General features: G+C 39.0%; 16 protein-coding genes. 7 read left to right on the top strand and 9 right to left on the bottom strand.

Annotation, left to right across the window (positions count from 1 at the left end):
- Positions 1-104: 104 nt before the first annotated feature.
- Together B1C82_RS05060 and B1C82_RS05055 are read left to right on the top strand one after the other, a co-directional pair.
- A complete protein-coding gene (locus B1C82_RS05060; protein WP_086446524.1) occupies positions 105-845 on the top strand; it encodes a TrmH family RNA methyltransferase in 741 nt (246 codons plus the stop codon).
- A gap of 30 nt (positions 846-875) precedes the next feature.
- On the top strand, positions 876-1,757 hold the full coding sequence (locus tag B1C82_RS05055) for a DUF4349 domain-containing protein (RefSeq protein WP_086446523.1): 882 nt from the start codon (positions 876-878) through the stop codon (positions 1,755-1,757).
- Positions 1,758-2,335: 578 nt separating this feature from the next.
- Here B1C82_RS05055 and B1C82_RS05050 read toward each other — a convergent pair.
- From B1C82_RS05050 to B1C82_RS05025, 6 genes are all read right to left on the bottom strand, one after another.
- Entirely contained in the window at positions 2,336-3,442 is a 1,107-nt protein-coding gene (locus B1C82_RS05050) for a M23 family metallopeptidase (protein WP_086446522.1), read from the bottom strand.
- 1 nt (position 3,443) lies between these two features.
- Positions 3,444-4,457, bottom strand: coding sequence for an N-acetylneuraminate synthase family protein (locus B1C82_RS05045; protein WP_086446521.1), 1,014 nt, complete (start codon positions 4,455-4,457; stop codon positions 3,444-3,446).
- 252 nt (positions 4,458-4,709) lie between these two features.
- Positions 4,710-6,665: an LTA synthase family protein gene (locus B1C82_RS05040; RefSeq protein WP_086446520.1), complete on the bottom strand. Its 1,956-nt coding sequence runs from the start codon at positions 6,663-6,665 to the stop codon at positions 4,710-4,712.
- Positions 6,666-6,667: 2 nt separating this feature from the next.
- Positions 6,668-8,809: a ferrous iron transport protein B gene (gene feoB / locus B1C82_RS05035; RefSeq protein WP_086446519.1), complete on the bottom strand. Its 2,142-nt coding sequence runs from the start codon at positions 8,807-8,809 to the stop codon at positions 6,668-6,670.
- Between the two features lie 3 nt (positions 8,810-8,812).
- The gene (locus B1C82_RS05030; RefSeq protein WP_008592751.1) at positions 8,813-9,046 is read right to left on the bottom strand and encodes a FeoA family protein; all 234 of its coding nucleotides are present in this window, start codon (positions 9,044-9,046) and stop codon (positions 8,813-8,815) included.
- Entirely contained in the window at positions 9,043-10,344 is a 1,302-nt protein-coding gene (locus tag B1C82_RS05025) for an ABC1 kinase family protein (protein WP_086446518.1), read from the bottom strand. The genes B1C82_RS05030 and B1C82_RS05025 overlap by 4 nt, the downstream gene beginning before the upstream one ends.
- Positions 10,345-10,538: 194 nt before the next feature.
- Between B1C82_RS05025 and B1C82_RS05020 the strand changes: the two genes are divergently transcribed.
- Positions 10,539-12,542, top strand: a complete 2,004-nt coding sequence (locus B1C82_RS05020; protein ID WP_086446517.1) for a helicase — start codon at positions 10,539-10,541, stop codon at positions 12,540-12,542.
- A gap of 195 nt (positions 12,543-12,737) precedes the next feature.
- Here the strand turns inward: B1C82_RS05020 and B1C82_RS05015 are convergent, their stop codons facing one another.
- Both B1C82_RS05015 and B1C82_RS05010 read right to left on the bottom strand, forming a co-directional pair.
- A complete protein-coding gene (locus B1C82_RS05015; RefSeq protein WP_010515454.1) occupies positions 12,738-13,010 on the bottom strand; it encodes a hypothetical protein in 273 nt (90 codons plus the stop codon).
- 84 nt (positions 13,011-13,094) lie between these two features.
- A complete protein-coding gene (locus tag B1C82_RS05010; protein WP_086446516.1) occupies positions 13,095-15,641 on the bottom strand; it encodes a methyl-accepting chemotaxis protein in 2,547 nt (848 codons plus the stop codon).
- Positions 15,642-15,738: 97 nt separating this feature from the next.
- On the opposite strand from B1C82_RS05010, the gene B1C82_RS05005 reads away from it, so the two are divergent.
- Positions 15,739-16,698 carry a metallophosphoesterase gene (locus B1C82_RS05005; protein ID WP_086446515.1) on the top strand — a complete coding sequence of 320 codons (960 nt, stop codon included), beginning with the start codon at positions 15,739-15,741 and terminating at the stop codon, positions 16,696-16,698.
- 1 nt (position 16,699) lies between these two features.
- Here the strand turns inward: B1C82_RS05005 and B1C82_RS05000 are convergent, their stop codons facing one another.
- The gene (locus B1C82_RS05000; protein WP_086446514.1) at positions 16,700-17,818 is read right to left on the bottom strand and encodes a tetratricopeptide repeat protein; all 1,119 of its coding nucleotides are present in this window, start codon (positions 17,816-17,818) and stop codon (positions 16,700-16,702) included.
- A gap of 249 nt (positions 17,819-18,067) precedes the next feature.
- Between B1C82_RS05000 and ilvB the strand changes: the two genes are divergently transcribed.
- The 3 genes from ilvB to B1C82_RS04985 all read left to right on the top strand — a co-directional run bounded on the left by ilvB (position 18,068) and on the right by B1C82_RS04985 (position 22,555).
- Positions 18,068-19,777: a biosynthetic-type acetolactate synthase large subunit gene (ilvB, locus tag B1C82_RS04995; RefSeq protein ID WP_199775811.1), complete on the top strand. Its 1,710-nt coding sequence runs from the start codon at positions 18,068-18,070 to the stop codon at positions 19,775-19,777.
- Positions 19,774-20,253 (top strand): acetolactate synthase small subunit, encoded by a 480-nt coding sequence (gene ilvN / locus B1C82_RS04990; protein ID WP_086446512.1) that lies wholly within the window; start codon positions 19,774-19,776, stop codon positions 20,251-20,253. The genes ilvB and ilvN overlap by 4 nt, the downstream gene beginning before the upstream one ends.
- A 226-nt stretch (positions 20,254-20,479) precedes the next feature.
- On the top strand, positions 20,480-22,555 hold the full coding sequence (locus tag B1C82_RS04985; RefSeq protein WP_086446511.1) for a methyl-accepting chemotaxis protein: 2,076 nt from the start codon (positions 20,480-20,482) through the stop codon (positions 22,553-22,555).
- Positions 22,556-22,566 lie beyond the last annotated feature (11 nt).

Below are 22,566 nucleotides of genomic sequence, written 5' to 3'. Positions count from 1 at the left end.
AAAATAAATCTTGTTGTACATAATTACTATATCAATGTTTAGTGTAATTGTTGCCGCTTCCGATTTTCACTCAGAAATTGTCTAGGAATTAAAACATTTTGAACATGAAACTCACTCAAGAACATTCAAATTTTATAAATCTAGAGGAAGCAAAACGTTTAGAAGAATATTTTAAAACTTTAATATCAGCGGAGAAGGTTTCGAAGATCCATGAAGTTGCTTCTTTTCGTACAAAGTACTTAACAATTGTAATGGAGGATATATTCCAACCTTATAATGCTAGCGCTCCCGTACGAACTTCTGAATGTTTAGGCCTAACCGAGATCCATGTTGTCGAAAATAGAAACTCTTATAAACCGAATGAAGGTATCTCTCTAGGCGCTCAAAAATGGATCCAGATTCATAAATACCAAAAACCTAATTATGATAATACTAGACAATGTATAAGCGGTTTAAGGGAGAAGGGATACAGGATCGTGGCAACTTCTCCTCATATAGTAGAAAATTCTTACGAACTAGATACTTTACCATTGGATAAACCTAGCGCAATATTATTCGGATCGGAAGAAAAAGGATTATCTTCTTATTCTATGGGAGAAGCAGACATGTTCCTAAAACTTCCCATGTACGGTTTTACAGAAAGTTATAATATTTCAGTAACTGTGGCGATTGTACTCTCTCATTTAGCTTTTAGGCTCAGAAAAGAAGTCCCAAATTGGGCTTTAACGGATGAAGAGCGGGTGCATATCCGAAATTCGTATTATAAAAAATGCCTTCATAATGGAAATCTTGTTGAATCAGATCTATTGCAACGGATCAGATCCGAAGCAGCAAGGGTCCAATAAATCAATCTTTCGGCCAAAAAGTAGGGTAGGATGGAACAATTCAGCAGTGTTTCTAAATTTGTTAAAAAGTTTTCTCTCGTATTTGCGGGGATTTTCGCATTTTTATTTATAATCAGGCTTATCTACAGTTATGCAGTCGGTCCAGAAACAAATATTGTAAACCAAGAACAAGGTTCCTCTATCAACTTCGATTATGGACGTAAGAACTATGCATCTGAAAAGTTCTATGCTTCCCAAGATAAGGCTCCAATTTCTGCTTCTTCCCAAAAATATGAGAAGGTAGCTGCGGTTTCTTCCAGAACTTCTGAGTTTGATGAAAATGAAAAGAAAACCCGTAAGATGGTAGAAGACGCGAAAGGTGTGATCCAATACGAACAAAGGTCAGGGTTAGCTGGTAAAAGAACTTTGCAATTAGGAATCGGTGTGAATCCAGATAAGTTCGATTCTATGGTGGAATCCATTCAGACGATCGGAACCATCGATTCCATCTCCGTGAATAAGACAGATAAAACAAACGAATACAAAAATATCACAGCGACTAGAATCTCCTTAGAGAAATCCAAAGCAGGACTCTTGAGTTTAAAAGGAAGAAACGGTAAAATAGAAGAATTGATCTCTCTAGAAAAAGAAATTTTAGAGATAGAAGGTAAGATCCAAGACTTAGGAGTGAAGTTAGGTGAATTCGATCAGGAGAATGAATTTTGTACGATCAAATTTACCTTAAAAGAAACAGGTGCAGTCGCTGGAGGATTTATTACTTTTTTAAAGAAGTGTAAAATATCCTTAGAGTGGACTATCAAATACGGATTATTATTCTCTTTCCTCTACGCTTTCGCAGCAGTAGGCGGATGGATCACTTGGTTTTTCGGAACAAAAATATTAGGTTATTTGAGAACGAAGGGTATGTTGTAAAATTTGATAAGGTCCATTGATTCTATGAATTATTATAAAAGTTTTTATCTTATTTTAATTAGTATAATTCTTGTGACCTTGTCAATCCATCTTAATGCACAAAGTTCAAGCAAATGTTACTCTGTACGTGATAATGATTTAAAGAATATGTGTTTGGCTCAAGCCGAAGAAAGTTCGAGTTATTGCTCTCGTATTCGTAATGATGATCAGAAAAATTTGTGCAGGGCTCGGGTTGAGAAAAGTTCAAGCTATTGCAGTCGTATTCGAGATAATGATATGAAGAATGAATGTTTAGGCTTAGTTGGGACAAACGCAAGCAAATGTTACTCTATACGTGATAATGATACAAAGAACATGTGTTTAGCTCAAACCGAAGAGAGTTCGAGTCATTGTTCTCGCATTCACAATGAAGATGAGAAAAACCTGTGCAGGGCTCGGGTCGAAAAACGTTCAAATTATTGCTATCGTATTCGTGATAACAATATGAAGAATAAATGTATCGCCGAGCTTCGGTGATAATAAGCGGATCAGCCGGTTTACCGGAATTCGTGTCTTCACCTCTCCGTGCGAAATGAGCTTTAATTCAAATTCGATTTAGAGAAGAAAAACTGAAGTAACTTCCTGATCTGGTTGGTAGGAACTCCTGCACCTAAATATTCTCCGTCTACCCAGATCTCAAAATGCAAATGGATGTTTTCATCGTTTCCTTTTGCTTCTCCCATCAGACCTGAATTTCCTACGTTACCGATCTCTTCTCCGGATTTTACTTTTGCACCAGGTTTGATCCATCTTTTGATCGAAGAAAGATGATTGAAAGAGGTCATGACCCCATTCCCGTGATCGATCCAAACCTGTCTGCCCCCAAAATCTTTCTCCACATAAGTAACTCCGTTTTTCTGGGCTAATGCAGAATATTTTTGGAATTCAGAAAGTGTCATGGGAGAATAATCCAGATCCGCGCGTATGATCGTTCCGTCCGCCGGGGAAACCAATACATCCTCGAAGGTCAGACGCCTAGGTGGTCCTATCTTCTCTCGTTTATAATAAATATCTAATCCTTTGTGGATTCCGTTCCTATATTCTCTGGGTGCTCCCGGAAGCTGGTAATCTTTTTCAGGAAGAAGTCCATCCGGAACCGGATATTGATATCCGGTAAATCGGCTGGATACGGAGTTTAAGACTGTTCCATTTAATAAGATCTTAAATTCGCCGATTACAATACTCTTTTCTTCTTTTTTAGGAAAATATAATCTTAGAATGGATGCATCGATTGGAGGAATATTGTGATGATTGACTAAATCTACTTTATCATTTCTAAAAATAGTTTTCCAGTTTTCTTGGTGAAGGACTTGTATCTCGTATTCCTCAGTTGCCCTTTTGCCTCGAAACATAGGAACTAGTACTTCTACTGAATTGATCAGTCTTTTAGAACCGAAATCTACTATGATCCACTCCGGTTTATTCTCTCCGGAAGAATACCAATAAGATTTAGGATTTGAATCGAATAGATTGAATGCACCGTATTCTTCATCGTAAGAAGAGGATACCGAATAAGAAAAGGGCGCCACTGTGACTTTTCCGAAATCCAAAAAATCTACTTCGGAACCAAGAGACCCATAGGACTTGGGAGCTGCAGATATACCGAAAGAAAGCGCTGTAAATAAAAGACAGATTTTTCGGATCATATTAAGCTGAGAAAGATTCTCCTGGTTTCGGTCCTTTACCTTCTTTGACGATGGAATTTGCCTCATCTAACTTCCATGAATCAAAATATCTTTTATCTTCTTGGCTCAGGTCCGGGCGAAGTGAGATAGGATTTCCATTTCGATCAGAGTAAATTCCTCTTCTTCCAAAAAATCTTCCACCTGCTTCCTGAGGTTGTACTACCTTCTTCTTTTCTCCTCTCATTTGAAATGCAAGTTTTGCATTTTCTACATAGGATTTGAGCTCAGAAGGATCTACGGAGATTGTATGATCTGGACCGGGAAGTGTTTTATCTAAAGTAAAATGTTTTTCTAAAACACATGCACCGAGAGAAACTGCCAATGCTCCTGCGAGGCTTCCGGCAGTATGGTCTGAAAAACCTAGAGGACCATTGAAGATATTTTTATAATATTCCAAGGTTTGTAAATTTGCATTTTCAGGAGGAGTAGGGTAAAGCGAAACACAATGGAATAACACAAGATCTTTAACTTTTTCGGATTCCAAATATTCTAACGCGCGAATGACTTCAAAACCTTCTGCGGCTCCGGTGGATAAAAATAAAGGTAGTCCAGTGCTTGCGCATTTTTGAAGAAGTTGTTTGTTCACAATATCTCCGCTCGCGATCTTAAGAGCTTTCACTCCTAAGTTCACTAAAAGGTCGACACTTCCTGTATCCAAAGGAGTAGAGAAAAAGAAGAGGCCTTCTTCTTTTGCAGTTTTTTGGAATTCAATATGTAGTTTCTCGGAAAGTTCGTAAGTCTGGAAAATATCCACCAGGACTTTTGCCTTTGGATTTTTAATGTCTAAAAAATTTTCAGTCGTATAGCTTTGGAATTTTACTGCGTTCGCTCCCGCTTGCTTCGCAGCCTGTATCGTTTTCTTTCCTAATTCCAGATCTGCATTATGGTTCAATCCGATCTCAGCAATTATAAAGGGAGAAGAATCCGGACCGATCTCCCATTTTTCTTCCAAACGAAAACTTTTCGAAAAAGACATTCTTTCTCCTGAAATAAAAGGGTGATACCCTTAAGACTAGGATCGGTAAACCCGGCCGGAAAGGGAAGGATTTCTCTCGGAATTCATGTTGGGTGAGAAGGCAAGAAATTAAAAAGGAAATATTTGTAGGAGCTCCTACAAACCGTCTTTATGAAAATTGATGGAAAAATTTCCGATTTTAGGAGATGGGTTGCGAAGGTACCACCGCACCGGCCCCCACCCAGGAAGGGTGGGGAGATCTTTCGCCAAACCTTATTTCTCTGGGAAGATCCGATTTGTATTCAGAAGCTCATAACTTAGGTTTAAAAACGCTTTTGCCTTTCGTTCATATTCATCGCAGGTTTCCTTCATAGAAACACACTTGGATTTGTTTATATTCCAAGGCATTGGATAAGCCTCTCTGAGTTCACCTTCTGTGGATCTATAAAGAGCATATTCGTTCTCAATCCAACCAATCACACTGGAAAACGCAAAATAAGAACCGTTGTCTTGGGGCACTGGCGAATTAGAAAGTAGATCCTTACCAAAGGAAGAAAATTTTACTTTCTTGCCAACAAGTCCTAAGATAGTTGGGATCACATCTAATTGAGACGAAAGTTTAGGATCCAATCCTGACTTAACATATTTAGGAGAATAGATTAAAAGTGGAATATTACGATCTTCGAATGGATTTAAATCTCGATGGTGTGTATGATCTGCTACAAATATAAAGATAGTGTTTTGGAAATAGGGGGACTTCTTCGCCTTCTCCATAAATTTCCCTATAGACTCGTCCGAATACGCATAGGTATTGAAATAATCAGAATCCTTCATGGTTTCCGGAAAAGGATTTTGTCCTGTTTCTGGAACTTGATAAGGATAATGAGTGGTTAGAGTTAAGCTGACTACTGCAAAAGGTTGTTTCGCTTTTGAGATGGTTTCATGCAGTTCTTCTAATACATCTCCGTCATAAAATCCCCAGGCACCTGATTTATATTTTCCCGTTTTTTCGATTTCTTCTTTTCCTATGATTGTATCGAAACCCCAATGAGGAAAAAGAAAACTCATATTATCAAATCCTACATCGCCTCCGTGCACGAAATATGTAGAATATCCTAGGGTTTTTAGTATAGATCCGAGGCCTCCAAAATTTCCTAAAACCTGATGCGTTCGTACTACTGTGATGCCTGGACGATCCGGAATACCTGTAAGAACAGACATGAGTCCATTTACTGTCCTTCCTCCGGTTGCAAAAAATCTAGAAAAATATCTGCCCTCTTTTGCTAGAGAATTAAAATTAGGAGCAAGTTCTTTTCCCCCAACGATACCATCTCCGTTCGGCTTCAGAAATTTCCCTGTCCAGCTTTCCAATAGAATGAGAACTATATTTGGAGGAGTATCCTTTCTGGTTTCTGAGGTTTCTCTTAAAATTGGATATTCGGGATCTATAAATTTTGCACCTGGATAATCGATTTCTTGCTGTACGATCCGAATTGATTCCTCTTTAGACATTTGCAGTTCAGGAAGAATTGATTTGGATTTTAGATCCATAATCGTTGTGAATACTCCGTTTAAGGGGAGTTGGTTTAAGAAAGGATTTTCAGAATGGATTGCCTCTGTGGATCGTAAAGGCCTGGCTTGTAGACCTCCTCGAAAAAGAAAAAGTAATAAGATAATAGCGATCGGGATCTGTACTAATTCTTTGTTCCTATTTTCAGGTGAGTATTGGTAGCCATTATGCTTTATAAAAAGGTAAATTAACGCAGGAAGTCCTGTGAATATCCCGATCAATCCCAAAACTACTGTTAATGTATCGTTCTTAATTCCGGCTTCTATCAATATCAGTAGATCTTTTCCTAAGAAAACAAATCCTTCGTAACCCAGATGTTTGTCCGCTTCTCCGAAATAGATGGTGTCACCGATCAAATGACCAGTCATCCATAAGAATAATGGAATTGGTAGGATTCCCCAAATGTATCTGTAGACTGTCCAACGGTTTGGATAATGAAAAGAAGATAAGATCCAAGATAATCCGACAACTATGGAGATCACACATAGATCGAAACGTACTCCAATCAAAAAGGAAATAATCACTTCGCTAATCGGGGAATTACCCAATTTCGACAAATAGATAAACAGCAGAGCAAATCTAAAAATGATTAGAAGGACAAAAAAACAAAAAGAGTAAAATATAATTATCTTAAGGTTTGCAGGCAGTCTTTTAATCATGATCAATTCCAGCCTAAAAATTTAGAAAAATGGAAAACTAAAAATGAGGAAGTATATGCAAGAACTGTCATATATGTGAACATAAAGAATGGCCAGAAAAGAGAGTTTGTCTCTTTTTTTACTACCGCAAGAGTAGACATACATTGGCAGGCAAATGCAAAAAATACGAGTAAACTTAACGCACTTGCAATGGTCCAAACCGGTTTTCCAGTTTCCGGATCTTTATCCTTTCTAAGCGCTGACCTTAGATTTTCATCTTCCGAATCTTCTCCCTGGACTCCATATACGATGGACAATGTGGATACCATTACTTCTCTCGCTGCGAATGAAGTAATGATCCCAAGCCCCATCTTCCAGCCGAAACCGATCGGTTGTAAGACTGGTTCCATCATTTTTCCCATTCTTCCCGCATAGGATTCTGAGATTTGTAAGGACTTGGCTTGTGCAGGATTTAAGTCTTCGTTTTTAGGGCCTTCTACCCTTGGATAATTTGCTAGGAACCAAAGTATGATAGAGATGAATAAAATTACTTTCCCTGCGTTTCCTATAAAGGCTCTGATCTTCTTATAAACTGTAAAAAATAAACTTTTGAGAGAAGGCCACTGGTATCTGGGAAGTTCCATTAGAAAATATGCAGGCTCTGATCTAAAAAAAGTTTTTTTGAATAAGAAAGCTGCTCCCATTGAAGCAAACATCCCTAACAGAAAAAGGCCAAATAACGCTAGGACTTTAGGGGAGAAGATCCCGAAAACCGGTTCAGCAGAAAAGACTGTCCCAATTACCAAAATATAAACCGGATATCTGGCAGAGCAGGTGATTAGTGGAGACACTAAGATTGTAGTAAGTCTATCAGATTTATTTTCAATTGTTCTAGTTCCCATGATCGCTGGAACTGCGCATGCTGCACTGGAAAGTAATGGAATAAAGGATTTTCCGGAAAGTCCAAATTTTCCCATGAACCTGTCCATTAGAAACGAAGCTCTTGCGATATACCCGCTTTCTTCCATGATCCCAATGAATAGAAATAATAAGCTGATCTGAGGAATGAATACTAAAACTGCTCCGACTCCTCCTATCATTCCTTCTTGGATGAGAGATCGCACCGGCCCCTCAGGAAGATAATTCCCAGTCCAATCCGCAAGATCTCCAATCCTTGCTTCTATCCAATCCATGGGAACTTCGGACCAGGTAAATAAGAATTGGAAAACAAGTGCCATGATCCCTAAGAAGATTGTAAGTCCCCAGATTGGGTGCAGAAGTATTTTATCAGCAAATCCTAAGATCCCTTTTTCTGCGATTTCTGAACCAGAAACTGCTTTAGATAAAAGTTTTTTGATCCAGATGGATCTTTGGACTAGTTCTTCTCCATAAGAAAATTCTAATTTGGATTTTTCCCATTCAGAACGAATGAATTCACGCGTTTTTTCCGGAAAAAAATTAGAAGAAGGTAGCCCTGTTTGTAAACTTTCTCCACTAAATTCTTTAAAACTATTTTCTAATACGAATCGAACCGAATCCGGATCGTCCACCAAAAGTTTAGAAAGTACTGACTCGATTAAAGCGGTTCGTTTTTTGTCCCAGGAAAAATCCGGGTCTGGGGTTTTATAAGCAGAAGGATCAGTTAAAACATTTTCTAAAACTTCTACACCTTCTCCTGATCTTGGATTTACAAAATAAAAAGGAACTTTGAATGCCTTAGATAAAACTTTAAGATCTAAATGAACTCCCTTTTTTTCTAAGGTATCGTTCATCGTGACTGCGACTATCATTGGGATCTTGAGAGAAGATACCTGCAATAAAAATTGGAGTCCTCTTTCAATTGCAACTGCATCCAATACAAAAATCAATTTGTCTTCTGTTTCTTTTGAGAGCAAGATGCGGGTCGTTACCTGTTTATCTTCGGATTCTCCGCCTAAACTATATGCTCCCGGAAGATCTACTATGTTAACTGTTCTATCTTCTGTATGAAGGATCCCTTCTGCTTTTTCTACGGTGACTCCATGGTAGTTTCCTGTTTTTTGTCTAAGCCCAGTCAATCGATTGAATAATGTAGATTTACCGCAGTTTGGATTTCCAGTCAGTAAGACTCGGAAATTTTCCGTTTTAGATCCTTGAGTTTGTAATTCGGTATTTAATAATTTCATAAACTAATTCAATTCCAAAAGATCCGCTTCTAATTTTCGAATGGCCAATCGGACAAGGCCTAATTTTACGATCATCTTATCTTGGTCTTGGAATTTACGGACCACGGTGATTTTTGTTCCGGGAAGAAATCCCATATCTAAAAGATTTCGGACCAGTCCCGTTTTTCCGGATTCGTTTTTTATTCCGGTGATTTTTCCGGACTCTCCCTCTTCTAATTCGAAAAGTTTGGATTTCATTTTATAAATTTTTCCCTGTCCCGGATCAGATCTAATTCCGGTGCGAAAGATTTGATATATCTGTCAAAGTATAAGATTTGTTTAACGAGAAGCCCGAATTCCTTGGGGATCTTTAATCCGTTTCGATCTGAAATATCTCTGAACTCAAAAAGGATAGTATTCATCTTCTTCTCATCCAAAGCATCCAATTCTCCCATTTGGATATCCAGGACCATCTTACTCATTTGATCAAAAACGGTCTCAAGGTCTTTTGCTAGTTTTTTCTCGTCTACACCTTTGGCGGTTCCATCCATACGAACTAAACCACTCGCAATACGATCCGTTCTGTTCAATGCAAGACCTTCTAAAAAGATCATCAGACCTTCCCAGACCTTAGAGGAAATTCTTCCTACGATCCCGAAATCTATAAAACCTACTGTACCGTCCCTTAAGATCATTAGGTTTCCTGCATGTACATCTGCATGGAAAAAACCCGATTTAGAAAGTGTAGAAAACCAGATCTCAAGCGCGTCTGAAAGTGTCCTGGAGGGATCTTTACTAAATTTTCGTAAAGAAATTTCGTCTGTGATCGGAGCTCCATAAAATTTTTCCATTACCAAAACCTTTTTGGTGCTGAGTTCTCTGTAAATTTTAGGAACTCTTGCTCTTGTTTCTCCAGAAGATAGAAGATATCTTTCGAATTCTTCACAATTGTTTGCTTCTTTTATAAAATCTATTTCCTCTAAGATGGAAGATTGGAACATTCCTACCATTTCAGAAAGTCCTGATTTATTCAGACCAGGCACAAATATTTCGAATAGTTTAGAGGCTAAGAATAGAAGATTTAAATCTGCTCCTAACGCGCTTTCTATATCAGGTCTTTGCACTTTTACTACTACATCCAAACCGTCTTTGGTTACTGCAGAATGGACTTGTGCAATAGATGCTGATGCCATTGGGACTGGATCTATACTTTGGAATAATTTTTGGTAATCTTTACCCAGTTCTTTTTTTAATACTTTTTGGATATCTGAGAAAGGTAGAGGTCGTACGGAATCCAAACATTTTTGCATCTCCGTTACGATCTCCTCCGGGAATAGAGAAGGGGCCGAGGCAATAAATTGGCCTAATTTAATATACGTTGCGCCTAATTCTTCAAACGCTTCTCTCAATCGAACTGGAATATTACGAGATCCACTTCCTCCTGTAGCTAAATCCTTTAAAAGTAGGATGGTTTTGGTGGAAAAAACATAACTACTGGTCACTATACGACTAGCACTGTTTACCCCTTGCAGAAGTTGGTCTAGGAATCCTGGCATTTCAGCTCCAGATTAAGAGAACTTGAAAGGAACACAATCCAAATCAGGGAGAAAAGAACCTAATCAGGATAAAGGAACCTGAAGAAAGGTACTTGGGTCTACCTGATCATCTTCCGTCGAGAAAACCGTATTTTGGTTTACGGGAGCGGCGAGAATTAGAGTATGGCTTTCGAACGAGAATTTCGGTCAGTGGTATGAGCGGCGAATCGGTTTTATTGCAAGAATTAGAAAAACTCGAACTGAATGACCTAAAGAAGACCGCATCTCTCTGGAACATTCCAAAGCTTCCGTTCAAAGAAAAGAATAAGAACGTTAAGTTCCTTTTCGATAGTTTTCTGGATGAGTTTTATCTCAAAGGTGTGCTGGAAAAGCTCACTGTTCTCCAAGTTAATATCTATACTTCTATCTTAAAAAATAAGAATGTTCTTACTCTGGGAGAAATCTCTCGTAAAGTAAACATTCCACCAATCAACGTGGAGATGGAACTTAACCTTCTCCGCAAATACCAGCTCGTATACCAAAGAAAAAACAGAGAAAGACTTACCAATAACCTGGATAAGTATCATGCTTATGACGAGCTGGCTGCACTTGTTTCCTTAGACCAAAACCTGAAAGGGGATAAATACAAGGTCTCTGTCGAAAAACTTCTAGATCGCAAGAAACTGACTGATATTTCCAACGAATGGAAAAAGGCGGTTAAGGCTCCTGCAAAGATAGATAGCATTCGCAAATTTATCACTCACGCGACTTCCGACGAGGCGTATGAGTCAGCTATCGTATCTTTATCCGAATTGGAAAGAGATACTGTAGTCAGGATCTATCTAAGCGGTGGTGCTGCTGACGCAGACGATATCAGAAGTTTTATCGTAATGAGCAGAGGCAAATACGAGACAATCATTCCTGCATTAGTTGAAAAAGGAATGATTGCAGATGTTTGTTTCGTAGAGGAGAAGTTCGTAAGAATTTTTGCTCTTCCTGAAGAACTTTTAAAATACATCCAAAATAATCCGATCCTTCCTTCCGTTAAAAAAGGAACTCGCCAAAGACAAGAAAAACTCGCTACGAACGAGTTGGACTTCTTCTTAAATACAAAGAAGTTACTTTCTTATATTAGCAGAAAGGGCTTGGTTCTGGCCAAATCCGGCAAAGTAAAACAGGCGGATCATAAAAGAACGGAGCAGGAATTATTAAATCCGGACATCAGTATCTTTCCTGAGAAAAGCCAGATCTATCAAATGGAACTTATACTTCCAATTTTGAAACTTCTGAACCTGGCGGATATCAAAGGCGAAAATATCATCTTGAGAGGGGACCTGGATGGTTTCCTGGCAAAGGATATATTTGAGATCATGAAACTCGTCATCCATGAGGTGAACGAAGCTAGAATGAAAAGGGTAAATCCTCCGGAAGTTTTCCAACCTACGGAAATGCCTTTTTACGATAAGATGATCTTGGACAAATGTGTGAACTTGATTATCAAGTCCAAACGTATCCATCTTTCCGTTATTTTCTCTAATATTATCAGGGAACATTTGATCTTCAGTCCTGGTTTCCGCACTAAAAACTTCCAGACTGATCTGGCAGATCTTCGTAAGGAGATCATGAGTGCGATCTTCTATTTGCATTTATTCGGATTATTAGAAGTAGAATACCCGAACCGTTTCCTGACTCTTTCTAAACTTGGAGAATATTTCTTCCAAACTGGAGAGCTTGCAGGAGTTACGGAGAAGGGTGGAATCACTATCAACCCGGACTTCTCCGTGATCGCGTTCCCTGAAAAAGTTTCTATTTACGGAATTCATTTATTAAAAGCGTTCACAGAACTTAAAGACTACGATAGAGTTTATACTTTTGTTCTAACCAAAGAAGCATACCAATTGGGAATTCTTCTCGGATACAAAACGAACGAATTCGTGGACTTCTTAAAAGCATCCAGCAGAGCGGAACTTGCCCAAAACCTTCTATTCTTATTAGAAGATTGGGGTGGAAACCTTCCTGTTGTAGAAGTTGCAGAAGACTGTGTTCTTGTTCGCACAAAAGACCAGAACGTGATGGAACTTCTGCTTGGGCAGATCAAAGGAAAGAAGATCGTTCTGGATGAGATTGGACCAACCGCAGTGCTTGTAGACAAAACCCGCGTCCAAGACGTGATCACAGTCGCAGAAAAACTAAACCTGATCATCAATTTAACTAGATAAGATAACTTAGAGCATTCTCACGCGGAGGCGCAGAGCCGCGGAGTTTTGGAATTTAATAAGTCGTTTTCTTTTTGATTCCTATATCTTTTGTTGTGAGAAAATTCTAAAAAACAGAAAAAACTTAAATCAGTTTCTCTCTGCGTCTTCGCGTCTCTGCGTGCAAAAATCCTTGGGTCTCTTTGCTCTCTGCGGCTTTCAGTCCGGGGTGACTTTGATTTTGGTTTTGAATTCCCATTTGCGGAATGGAGCCAGGGCTTGCAGCCTTTCTTCGCTCACGAAAAAAAGACCTTCCCCAAATTTGACTAATCCACCCTTATAATGGGCGTATTTGGTTTTATGATCGATCAGACCTATTTCCTTTACCTTATTCCAGTCGTCACAGGTTTTCAGGGTGGGAACTCTCCTGAGATACAATTCCTTGATTGAACCGTCCCTAACTGAGTCCCTTAAGATCTTTTCCCATTCCATATAAGCGCAAATTAGAATAAATTCTCTAAAATGCAACTAAGTTTCGAAATCTTATTTATCTCCCTAAAATTCGGGAGAGCATTTTCAAAAATGAAAGTACTCTGCTTGGTTTTTCAGATCCTCAGATAAATGTGCGAGGCCTACAGAACCCGAACTCAATTCCTCTGTAGAAGAAGCGTTAGATTGTGTCAGATCGTTGATACTTGAAATTGTTTTCGAAATTTCTTCGATAGCCAGCTTTTGCTCCTGGATTGCAGTTTGGATACCTTCTGATCTTTCCTTTACTTCCTGGCCTTTTTTGTTCACTACCTTATTTCGGACCAGCTGTTCTCCCATCACGGAAGATACCTCATTCATTCGGATATAGATCGTTTCTATTCTCTGGATAATTCCCCCGATCACACTTACCGTATCCCGGATATTGCTGACTCCGATCCCGATCTCAGTTTCGTTTGCCTGGATGATATTTTCTATTTCCTTCATACTTTCAGACGTTTTGTCCGCGAGTTTTGAGATTTCGTCGGCGACTACTGCAAATCCTTTTCCTGCGGCACCCGCTCTTGCAGCTTCGATAGCTGCGTTCAAAGCTAGAAGATGGATCTGTTCTGAGATTGTTGTGATAATTTCGATCACACCTGTGATCTGGTCGGAACTCTGAGAAATTTTCCTGATACTTTGGTCAGTTAATTCCAGAGATTTTCCGCCTCTTCTCGCCTCGTCTGTAATCTCTTTTACATGAGTGAGAGTGTTTTCCAGGTTTTCAGAAGTTGCTTGGATAGAACTAGAAAATTCTACCATCTCCGAATCCAGAGAGTTCAAAAGACTGACTTGTTCTTTTGTTCTATAAGAGATCGCATCCATTCCTGCGGAGATCTCCTCGATAGATGCCGAAATTTCTTCAGAGGCAGCAGCTTGGCTTTGTGCATTATCAGAGATTGTTTTTAAAGTTCCTGACATTTCTTCGGAAGAATTTGCTAAACTATGAGATGCATCAAAAATTTTATAAAGGACCCCTTTTACTTTGCGATTGAATTCATTAATACTGATCGCCATTTCTCCGATCTCATCTCTGGAAAGAACTGTGAGTTTATGGGTCAGATCTCCCTCAGACATCTTTTCGATCAGGTTTTGGCTATCTCTCAACGGTTTTAAACTTTTGGATAGAATGAAATAAATGATAAATCCGATTATAAACAGCCCACTAAATGAAATCGCTAACATGTAGAAGATAGTGGAGATTGCTTCTTTAGAAACTTCTTCATTTACTATGGTTACGAAAGATCTAAATCCATACTTTTTATTCGTATGGACTAGCATGGATTTATAGGCTCCATCCATCACGTATTTGATCGGGACTCCATCTTGTGCGTTTATGAATGATTTTGCAAAAGGAAGATCTTCCATTTTTTTTAATCTCATATTTTCGCTGTGATGATTTAAGAAGGTCATCTTAGGAGTAAGGAGTCCCGGATAACCCGTTTTTCCTATCTTTATGGATTGAACGATATTATTGGTCAGATCTCCTATCCGAACGGAGAACACAAGAAAGGCCTTGGATCCATCATTTAATTCAAATTCTCTAATATACAAGATGACAGGAGAACCATTTTGAGTAGAATTAGAAGGTTCGCTAAAAAAGAATGCCTTCTCCTTATTTGTATTTCGTATTTCGTCTGCTCCGGGAAGTTGAAATGCGGTAGTTAATGGAACTATAGTACTACTTGCTAAGGTTCCGGTTCCCACAGAATGGGAGAACCAATCTCCAGCTTCTTTCCAAACTGCGATCCCTTCAAATCTTTGGCTGGATCCTAAAAAATTGTTTAGTAAATTCTCCGCTTCTTTCCATTTTTTCTGAGATACTAAACTACCTAAGGTTTTGTTTCGAATAATAAGTTCAGCTTCTTCTTCCGTGTCTTCATAGATACCCTGTGTAAGAAGGTCAAGGGTTTGAGCCACATTCAGCATTTGATTGGTGTAAGCATTTTTTAGAGATTCATAATTGAGTTTGTAAACTACTAGAGAAACTCCGATTGCTAAAACTAGGACGATGGAAAAGAAGATCAATGCTAGGGTTTTAGTCAGATTTAGTTTAACCAAGGATTCTAGAGAAATAGAACCGAATAGGTCCGTTCTTGTTAAATTATCCTTTAACCAATCAGTGATTAGGTAAAAATATACAGCGCTCCAAAGGCCACCGAATACGATCAGTCCCAATAGAATGGAATAATCTGTTTTACTGATAGGTAGAAAAATCCCGAGAGAAACTACGAATATCCCCCCTCCAATCCAGATCCGGACGAGTATATCTACTGCATGAAGAACTGGTAGGCGGAAGACTGCTTTTTGAGCAGCCATGACTGTTTCCCTTGTTACCGCACCTTCTGCAAATTGTTTGGAATATTTTCGTAATGGTTTTATTTTATAAAAAGAAGAAAGTGAACTTGTAACAAGTCCGAGGATAAAGATCACTCCCATTACGACCCAAAGAGAGTTCGCTCCGGTCAGATCCAAGTCCATAAAATGGACCAAAAATACGATCGCGAATGGAGTTCCGATCAGATAACCTAAACCTTCTGTTAAGAACAGAAACCTTGCGGAGAATAAGGAAATTTCCTTGTTTATGTTTTTCATGCGCGATCCTGGTTGATTTTTTTTCGACCTAGTATGATCTAAAAAAGTTTCTTTTAAAAAGCCACTGTGGCGAAACCTAAAATTTAGGAATATAAAATTGATATTTGATTCTTCTGATAAACGGATCGCTGTAGTGGGCGATATACATGGATTCTGGACCTGGGTCGACACAGAATACTTCTCTAAAAGTAATTATGATTCCGTGATATTCACCGGAGATCTTGGAAACAATAGGCCAGGGAATGCAAATAAGATTGCCCAATTGATCTCTAAAGTTCGGAAGCCAAAGTATCTCATTTTAGGAAATCATGATACAACTTCTATTCCTCAATTGCTAATGGAGATTACAAATGCTTCACCTAACATGGGTTACTTAAGTCATACATTTCATCTTCTAAGATACAAAAAGTTAGTTAAGGATCTGGGTGATACTCGTATCTGCCAGTACAATCTTTTCGAGGAAGGAGAAGGTCTTTTTATTTTAGGTGCGAGACCACTTTCAATGGGCGCCCGGTTTAATTTTCAGCTATTTATCAAATCTGTATTTGGAATTTCTTCTTACGAAGAATCTGAAAGAAAATTGAACGAATTGATCCAGGGCATTGACTTCCAAAAACAAGATCTAATCGTTCTTGCGCATAATGGTCCTTCTGGCTTGGGAGACAGAGCATATGATATCTGGGGTTGTGATTTCAAAACCGAAGAAGGGGATTTTGGAGACAAGGATCTCGGAAATTTTGTCCGTAAGATTTCAAACCAAGAAAAAAGACCGAAGGTAGTGATTGCGGGACATATGCACCATTCTTCCAGAAAATTAAGGGTAAAAACTAGAATATGGAAAAGAAAGGAAGAAGGTACACTATACCTAAATCCAGCCAGAGTTCCCCGCATCTTTTCCGACAAGGAAGGGAATATCTGGCACCATCATGTGGAATTGACTAGAAAGGATGGAGTTTGGGATGCGGAGGCGAAATACTTAAAGAATGGAGTAGAGGAAATTTTCTCCCTCCCTGATTTTATAGAGAGGGAGAAAAATCGAATCGAAATAAATGGCTGAATTATTCTGAGAAAGAATCCAGCTTTTGTTTTACTTCTTCGTTTAAAGGCTGCTTTCTGTGGAAGTCGTTTAATAACTTGTGAGCTTCGTCCCGTTTTCCCATATCGGAATAAAGTTCCGAAAGTTCTACAACAGGGCGAGGATCCATCGGGAATTTTTTGTGAAGATCCACATAAATTTCTTCTGCCTTATCTCTTGCACCTTTCATTTTTAATGAAGAAGCTTTTCCAAGAAGCGCAAAATAATCTTCACCTTCAGAAAGAATTCTATTAAAACATTCTAATGCTTTATCGAACTCTCCCATACCTCTTAAACTATCTGCATATCTATTGATGATAAGTTTATTGTCAGGATCGAATTCCAAAATTCTTTCCCAGAATTCGTTTGCTTTGCGAAAATCTTTTTTACCACGATAGGATTCTGCCAAACCATACAATGCAAAGAAATTCCTTGGATCTAGGTCCGCAGCTCTGCGATAATAACGGATCGCCTCATCAAAATCTTTGATCTTACGATAGCTGTTTCCGATCTCAGTTAGGATTTTGATATTGTCCGGTTGGATCACTAAAAGTTTTTCCCACCAGCTGATTGCGTCTTTATATCTTTGGCAGGCGAAGAATAAATGCCCCAAACCTACGATCACATACTGATCCTTAGGATTGATCTGCAATGCCTGCATGTAATATACTTCTGATTCTTTAAAGTTTTTAAGTTTTCTATGAGCGTCCGCAACTCTACTTAAGATGGATGCGTCGGTGATAGTAATATGCCTGTATTCTTCCGCTACTTCGATGACCCGATTGAGTAGGTTCATCTCTCTATAGCAGTTCATAAGTCCCATCAGGGAAAACTTATTGGATGAATCTTCTTTGATACATCTGTTATAAAAATCCAGAGCTTGCCTGAATTCCTTTCGTTTAAAATGAAGGTCTCCCATCCCGACTAAACCATAAGTATTACTCGGTTCTTTAGCCAGAAGTTCCTTCAATTTAGATTCGGCCTTGTCCCATTGTCTGCTATCCAGAAAACGGTATGCTTCTTTTGCTAAACTTTTGATCTGAGCAAAATGTGAATCTTCTTCTTCCTTTCCTGCTTGGGGTTTTTCAATAGGCTCGTTCATAGGACCGAAGTTCCTTTTTAAATTTAGAAAGAAGATCCGGTAGATTCTTCATTCAATTTTTTATTTAATATTACTTTGACGGATGAGTAAAGGTTTTCCTTGGTACTAAATCCGTAAAGAAAATTTGAAATTAGAAAAAAAGCGAGAAATGCCGGTTTGCAGCGCATAAAATAACACGAAAGTTATAGTCCATTCTTCCTTCTTGACAGGGCCCTTACTTCGCATGGAATGGATTCTAACGAGGGAAAGATGCCGAAAACCGAAGCAAAAATCTCCGGTGCCCGTTTGATGGTCGAACTCCTGGAAGAATACGGAGTGGATATCGTCTTCGGATATCCAGGCGGAGCAATTCTGCCATTTTACGACGAATTATATAAAAGTACTAAAATAAAACATATCCTAGTCCGCCATGAACAAGGCGCCATCCATATGGCAGAAGGATATGCACGTTCAACTGGTAAACTTGGAGTCTGTATCGCCACTTCCGGTCCTGGTGCTACAAACCTTGTAACCGGACTTACTGATGCAAAACTAGACTCTGTTCCGATCTTGGCGATCACCGGACAAGTAGCCACCAATGCAATCGGAACGGATGCTTTCCAAGAAGCGGATATTTATGGGATTACAATCCCAATCACGAAGTATAATGCACTTATAAAGTCCGCTGATGATATTGCTCGCCATTTCCAAGAGGCGACCTTAGTCGCTTTAGGTGGAAGACCAGGTCCAGTTCTTTTGGATTTTCCTAAGGATGTACAAACTGAACTTACTTCCGTTCGAAAAGTAGATAAACTTAAAATAGATTCTAGACATTATCAAAAACCTCCGATCGGTGGAGATCTAGATTCATTTGCGGCAGCATTGAATAAAGCAAAACGTCCTCTTCTTTATGTGGGAGGAGGAGCAATCAATGCAAATGCTTCCAAAGAGATCAGGGAGCTCGCGGAGAAGGGAAATATTCCTGTCACCACAACGCTTATGGGAATAGGAGCATTTCCTGGGACTCACCAACTTTCCGTTGGGATGTTAGGAATGCATGGTACAGCTTATGCTAATAAAGCTGTATTAGAATGTGATTATATTCTAAACTTAGGAGCTAGGTTTGATGACCGAGTTGCTAAACCTGGAGAATTTGCGGAGAATGCTGTTCGCGCTCATATAGATATAGATACGGCAGAATTTAATAAAAGAGTTTCCGTAGACTATCTTTTACATGGAGACCTGAAAGAAGTACTAAAGGCACTTATTCCAAAAATAAATAAGGTAGATCGCCCTGATTGGGTTGGATTCTTAGACACATTAAAGAAGAACCATCCATTAGAGTTTGATGATACTACTGATACCATTAAACCTCAGGGTTTCTTGCAGAAATTATACGAAAAAAGTAAGGGGAAGGCAATTGTTTCCACAGATGTGGGACAACACCAGATGTGGGCCGCTCAGTACTATCTTTTTGAAGAAGCAAATCGTTGGCTGACTTCCGGTGGACTTGGCACAATGGGGTATGGTCTTCCTGCAGCAATCGGGGCTAAATTCGGAAACCCTAATAAGACAGTGATCTGCGTTTCTGGAGATGGTTCCATCCAAATGAATATCCAGGAATTAGCTACCATCGCGATGTACAAGAAAGGGGTTAAGATCCTGATCTTTAATAATAATTTCTTAGGAATGGTCCGCCAATGGCAGGAACTATTCTATGAGGAAAGATTCTCCGAATCTGAATGGAATTATAATCCAGATTTCGTAAAATTGGGAGAAGCTTATTCCATAAAAGGATTAAGAATTTCTAATAAATCCGAAATAGACAAAGCATTGGAATTTTTCTTAGAAGACGATGATGCAAGAATACTAGAAGTTATGATCCCTGCGGAAGAAAAAGTATTCCCTATGATCCCTGCGGGCAAATCTCAAAAAGACATGATTGAATTTTCCGACACAGTTCGGGCCGGTAAAAAATGAAACATATACTGAAAATTTTGGTAAACAATCATCCTGGAGTGATGAGCCATGTGTCCGGTCTATTTACCAGAAGAAGTTATAATATAGATTCCATCGCGGTAGGTGTTACCCAGGATTCTGAAATTTCGAATATGGTAATCGTAGTCAAAGGGGATGATTCAGTAGTAGAACAGGTAAAACGCCAACTTCTAAAATTGCCTGATGTGATTGAAGTAGAGGATCTTGCGTATCATGACTGTATTAGCAGGGAGCTAGTACTTGTTGTGGTTAAGGTAGAAGATTCAAATCGTACTGAGATCATTTCTATTTGCGAAGTATTCCAAGCGAAGATTGCGGATCTGACAAAGACCACAATGACCATAGAATTTTCCGGAAATACCAGACAGGTGGAACATTTTATGGAAATGATGCAAAAATATGGGATCCAAGAGATTGCCCGGACAGGCCAGATTGCCTTAAAATACAGATCAAACTGATTATAGGTGAATGGAGCGAATTTATACATCTAAATCTATTGTTACAATATTATTACAATCAGGTTACAAGTAAATTCGACCTCGGAAATTTATTTCCAAGTAAAAACTAACAGATATTCGAAATAAAACGATCTCGGATTGCAGATCGTTTTTCTTTTTTACAAATTCGTATCAGAAAGAATTTTTTTGTTCCATATTTGTGATTTCCCTATTCTAATTCCCTCCTATGAGTATCAGGGCCCGAATTTCATTATATCTATCCTTAGTTTTATTTTTAGGCTTTGCAGTGCTTACTGCGATCAATTCGGTGATCTCTTATCGCAGTTTACATGCGGAAATCGAATCAGGTTCTGCATTAAGTGCAGAAAGATATACTTTTGAGGTGAAAGATTATCTGGATTCCGCTATGGGAATGACCAGAGGTTTCAGAATGCTTCTCATTTTCTCCAATCCTAAAAGAGAAGAAGTTACCAATACTATGTTGGAGATCCTACATCGAAATCCTAAGTGGTTTGGGATGTGGGCCGTATACGAGCCGAATGCTTTTGATACTTTGGATGCCCAATACAAAAATAAGAAAGGGCATGATTCTACAGGAAGATTTGTCACTTATGTTCATTCCGTAAAATCACTTACCGATGCTGTGATAGAACCTTCTACTAATTATGATGCGACTGACGGTAGTGGGGACTTTTATCAAATCCCGAAAAAGACAATGGAGCCTTTTGTTACGGATCCTTATTCTTATTTAGCTGGTGGAAAACAAGTTCAGATGATCTCTCTTTGTGTTCCTGTGAGTAATTCAGGAAAATTTTGGGGAGTACTTGGGATGGATATTACCACTGCTCAATTGCAAGAATCCATGGGGGCTATAAAACCATTCAGAAGTTTAGGATATCTTGCGCTTATTTCTCCTAAGGGAATTTATGCTGCGAATGGTGGAGATCCTAGTCTAGTGGGTAAGACTATTCCTGACGCAGAAGAATTAAAGCTAGTTCAATCTAAATCAGAAGAGCATGAACGTTTTACATATGAGTCTGATGGTCATACACATCATTTCTTTCCTTTTAAGATAGGAAAAGGACAGAAACAATGGATCATGCAGATTAGCATTCCGAATTCTATATTTGTAAAAGAACTATTTAGCGTACTTCTGCAGAATGCAGTTTCTTCTTTACTCATTGTGAGTTTGATCGTAGTAGTTTTGCATTTTATATTCCAGAAATTAATCTCTACAGGATTATTAAAGGCGATTGGATTTTCAGAAGAGATTGCGAAGGGAAATCTACTCGCTTCTTCCGATTACCACCGTAATGACGAGATAGGTGCTCTATTATCAGCAATGAATACAATGAGAGAACATCTATTTGGTGTTGTAAAAGAAATTGGTTCTTCGACAAACAAGTTAGCCGGAACAGCAGAGAAAATGGCTGTTTCTTCTCGGAACTTTTCAGATGTAGCTCAGACACAAGCCTCTGCAGCGGAAGAATGTTCTGCCGCAGTAGAGGAATTGGCTGCTTCTGCTCAAAATGTTGGTAAATCCATGCAGAGAGCAGTTTCCAGCATGAGAGAAATTGACGGAAACGTAATATTATTAAAGGAACAAATTGCAAGTATTAACGCAGAGATGCAAGGCTTGGTAAGTTTGGCTGCCTCTTCTAAAGAAGAAGCTGTTACCGGGGAATCTGCGATGAGCACTTCCAACCGTGCCATGGGAGCTATTGGTGATAGTGCTTCCAGGATCAATGAGATACTTTCTTTGATCACTGAGATTTCTGAAAAAACGAACCTTCTCGCATTAAACGCAGCAATCGAAGCAGCCAGGGCAGGAGAAGCAGGAAAAGGATTTGCCGTGGTCGCAGAAGAGATCGGAAAACTTGCCTCCCAAACTTCCAGTTCTGTTCAGGAGATCGGCGGGCTTGTTAATTCTACCAATAACGCAGTATTGGATGGAAATAATAAGATGGGAGAAGCGTCACAGATACTACAAAGGATTAAAGAAAGGGTAGATGAATTCGATAAATCCGCGAAGGCAGTTTTGAGTTCTGTTAAAACCCAGGAATCCAATACAAAAGAGATCGCAGAAAGTGCAAATTCTCTCATGACCTTCAGTTTACAGATTGAAGAAGCTGTAACCGAGCAAAGAAGAGCAACGGAGGAAATCACCAAAACCATCGTAAATATCTCAGAAGGTACACAGGAGATTGCGACCGGTGCCGACGATCTCACTACATTCTCCGGAGATATGCATGGACAATCGGAACAATTGTCCAATTTGATCGGAAAATTCAAAGTCAGTTAGAAAGAAAAAGC

It is taken from the genome of Leptospira venezuelensis, from assembly GCF_002150035.1.
GTDB lineage: Bacteria > Spirochaetota > Leptospiria > Leptospirales > Leptospiraceae > Leptospira_B > Leptospira_B venezuelensis.
This window is presented reverse-complemented; position numbering and strand designations above follow the sequence as displayed.

Bases quoted from the DNA above. Each gene is read 5' to 3' on its own strand.
- B1C82_RS05045 (WP_086446521.1), bottom strand. From the start codon at position 4,457: ATGTCTTTTTCGAAAAGTTTTCGTTTGGAAGAAAAATGGGAGATCGGT.
- B1C82_RS05010 (WP_086446516.1), bottom strand. From the start codon at position 15,641: ATGAAAAACATAAACAAGGAAATTTCCTTATTCTCCGCAAGGTTTCTG.
- B1C82_RS04985 (WP_086446511.1), top strand. From the start codon at position 20,480: ATGAGTATCAGGGCCCGAATTTCATTATATCTATCCTTAGTTTTATTT.
- ilvN (WP_086446512.1), top strand. From the start codon at position 19,774: ATGAAACATATACTGAAAATTTTGGTAAACAATCATCCTGGAGTGATG.
- B1C82_RS05050 (WP_086446522.1), bottom strand. From the start codon at position 3,442: ATGATCCGAAAAATCTGTCTTTTATTTACAGCGCTTTCTTTCGGTATA.
- B1C82_RS05020 (WP_086446517.1), top strand. From the start codon at position 10,539: ATGAGCGGCGAATCGGTTTTATTGCAAGAATTAGAAAAACTCGAACTG.
- B1C82_RS05025 (WP_086446518.1), bottom strand. From the start codon at position 10,344: ATGCCAGGATTCCTAGACCAACTTCTGCAAGGGGTAAACAGTGCTAGT.
- B1C82_RS05000 (WP_086446514.1), bottom strand. From the start codon at position 17,818: ATGAACGAGCCTATTGAAAAACCCCAAGCAGGAAAGGAAGAAGAAGAT.
- B1C82_RS05015 (WP_010515454.1), bottom strand. From the start codon at position 13,010: ATGGAATGGGAAAAGATCTTAAGGGACTCAGTTAGGGACGGTTCAATC.
- B1C82_RS05055 (WP_086446523.1), top strand. From the start codon at position 876: ATGGAACAATTCAGCAGTGTTTCTAAATTTGTTAAAAAGTTTTCTCTC.
- ilvB (WP_199775811.1), top strand. From the start codon at position 18,068: ATGCCGAAAACCGAAGCAAAAATCTCCGGTGCCCGTTTGATGGTCGAA.
- B1C82_RS05060 (WP_086446524.1), top strand. From the start codon at position 105: ATGAAACTCACTCAAGAACATTCAAATTTTATAAATCTAGAGGAAGCA.
- B1C82_RS05040 (WP_086446520.1), bottom strand. From the start codon at position 6,665: ATGATTAAAAGACTGCCTGCAAACCTTAAGATAATTATATTTTACTCT.
- feoB (WP_086446519.1), bottom strand. From the start codon at position 8,809: ATGAAATTATTAAATACCGAATTACAAACTCAAGGATCTAAAACGGAA.
- B1C82_RS05030 (WP_008592751.1), bottom strand. From the start codon at position 9,046: ATGAAATCCAAACTTTTCGAATTAGAAGAGGGAGAGTCCGGAAAAATC.